Below are 2332 nucleotides of genomic sequence, written 5' to 3' on the forward strand. Positions count from 1 at the left end.
TAATATAGATAATGTTAATTCAACCCCTGAATTAGTTGAAAATTCTAAGGTAAATAACGAGATAGATGGTTAATAATTTTAACGGTATAGGATTTAGACCTATGCGCGGGTCGCTCATCATGGCCGGGTTTTCGTGGCGGCTGGCAAAAGGCGAGCATATTTGAGCCAGCCGCCAAGCCAAGCGTGAGCGAGGCATCTGGCAGCGGCGATATTGGAACATCAAATCCGTGATGAGATTGATCTTGCGCGACACGTCGATTACATTCATTACAATCCCGTAAAACGTGGCTGGGTCACTCGCCCTGTTGATTGGCCACATTCAACATTGCATAGCACCATTGAGCTTCGACAGCCCCCTCGTTCCTACACGCCGAGTTGAAATTCGAAGCGCGGTGAGGGACGAACCTTAGGTCAAGCCGCGCCCGATGAACACCACCGCGATTGTCAGCAGCCCCAGGCTGAGGTTGATACCGATCAACCTGCGGATTTTCGCGAGTGCGGCGACCGCGTTTTGCCAGTCTTTTTCCCCGACCGCGCGTTTGAGTTTTTTGTAGGGCGAGAAAAACACGTGCGCGAAAATCAGCATCATCGCCACGCCCAGCACCAGCATGGCGAGAACGTAGTGCGGCATCCTGCCCATCATTATCAACAGGGTCAGACCGGTCAGCAGTATCGTCGCCACCGACGCCCATACCCAGGGGAAAAATTTGCCGAACACACCCGCCCACAGCGTCAATCGTTGCGGCGGCTCTAGTACGTTGGCGGCCACCGGGCGCAGCGCCATGTAGGCGAAGAACATGCCGCCCACCCAGACGACGACGCTTAAAACATGTAGTAACAAAAATAGGGCCATGGGATTTCCTTTCAGAATATAGGGCGCCTCTAAAAATTCAATTTTCTAGACAAGACAAGGCGCGAGTAAAAAATTTTAGCGCGGCATATAGTTGATATGTAAGCGATAATTTTTTTCGAGTAACGGAGTATTGTGACGAAAGTTGGATTTTTAGAGGTGCCCTATAGCGGGTTGAGTAAACAAGAGTCTAACAGACGCTAACGAGGCTAACGAGGCTGCAGTGAAAGCCCCTTTTTTCATGCCGATGAATCTGACGCGCCGCAGGTTTCCTGCAGTCCAAAATTTTCATTCATGCGTCCGTCACCGCGCCGAGACTTGCGCTGGAACCGGGATAAATAATTCTGAGGACACAATATTTTATCGTGCCTGAATGCGGTAAATTCAAATTCTAAGTGAAACAATTCTTGTGTTAAAAAGGACTTCGTAAGATGTTCTGAAGTTTAATATTTTCAAGGCTGATTATTTATTAGGATTGACGAGGGGCGAAGTTGATTTGACTTAAATAGTAGATCATTCTACTCTCGAGCAGCCTCTTGGAAGCTTGGATTTTTATGGGCGTCCAATCGCTAAAGAACTAGAGTCAACAGTCAACTTATCATACTTTTTAGACCTTCAGAATAATGATAACTGCTACCAGCAACCAAGCATTCTTCACACCACAATCTAGGCGTGAAGTCAGTCAAGCTGCTCGTAATGAAGTCAAGCAAACTGTAGCCCTAAATGATACTCAGAAACCCTCGCAGGATGATTCGACAGCCAGTCAACAAAATAAACTGGAGCTGCAAAGTCAAATTCAAAAATTACGTGATACAGACCGAGAAGTGCGCTCACACGAACAAGCACATCTTGCAGCCGCTGGGGGAATAAGCCAAGGCGGTGCCAGCTTTAAATTTATACTTGGGCCTGATGGGCAGCGATATGCTGTTAGTGGCGAGGTGCAAATCGATACATCCAGAGTCGCTGGTGACCCGGAAACGACCCTGCAAAAAGCACAACAAATACAACAAGCCGCCCTGGCACCTTCAGAACCTTCAGCACAAGATCGTTCTGTTGCGATGGCGGCAGCCGCGATGGCAGCTGAGGCCCGTGCTGAAATTATGAGCCGGGGAGCAAACGAAAACAAACCCACGAATAATGACCAGGAAGAAACAAACTTCCAGCGTATCTCGTCAAAAATTAATCATACGTACAACGCTATTTCAGAAATCAACACAGAACGTGCCGCGTCTCTTATTGATCTGCTCGCTTAATAAGGCATATCTAAAATCAATTTCTTTGTCATGCAGCGTTGCCCGAAGGCAATGGGGTCATGTATTGTAATGTTGTAGAAATATTACAGTAGATGTGCTTATGGAAATTACCAAATTTTACGTATGAATATTGGGGATGACACTTTTGTACTGCTTTTGGTATTTATATTTTAATGGTAACTACTCACCCCTATAAATAATCAAGAAAACACTTGACAGGTTTTTAGGG

3 protein-coding genes are annotated in these 2332 nt (G+C 46.5%); 1 reads left to right on the top strand and 2 read right to left on the bottom strand.

The window, feature by feature from the left end:
* Positions 1-31: 31 nt before the first annotated feature.
* Positions 32-268 (bottom strand): hypothetical protein, encoded by a 237-nt coding sequence (locus MJ769_RS12840; protein ID WP_239237539.1) that lies wholly within the window; start codon positions 266-268, stop codon positions 32-34.
* Between the two features lie 138 nt (positions 269-406).
* Positions 407-853: a CopD family protein gene (locus MJ769_RS12845; RefSeq protein WP_239237540.1), complete on the bottom strand. Its 447-nt coding sequence runs from the start codon at positions 851-853 to the stop codon at positions 407-409.
* A gap of 620 nt (positions 854-1473) precedes the next feature.
* On the opposite strand from MJ769_RS12845, the gene MJ769_RS12850 reads away from it, so the two are divergent.
* Complete coding sequence (locus tag MJ769_RS12850; RefSeq protein ID WP_239237541.1) at positions 1474-2103, top strand: putative metalloprotease CJM1_0395 family protein; 630 nt, start codon at positions 1474-1476, stop codon at positions 2101-2103.
* The last annotated feature ends 229 nt before the right edge of the window (positions 2104-2332 follow it).

The organism is Candidatus Nitrotoga sp. BS (assembly GCF_927797785.1).
Lineage (GTDB): Bacteria > Pseudomonadota > Gammaproteobacteria > Burkholderiales > Gallionellaceae > Nitrotoga.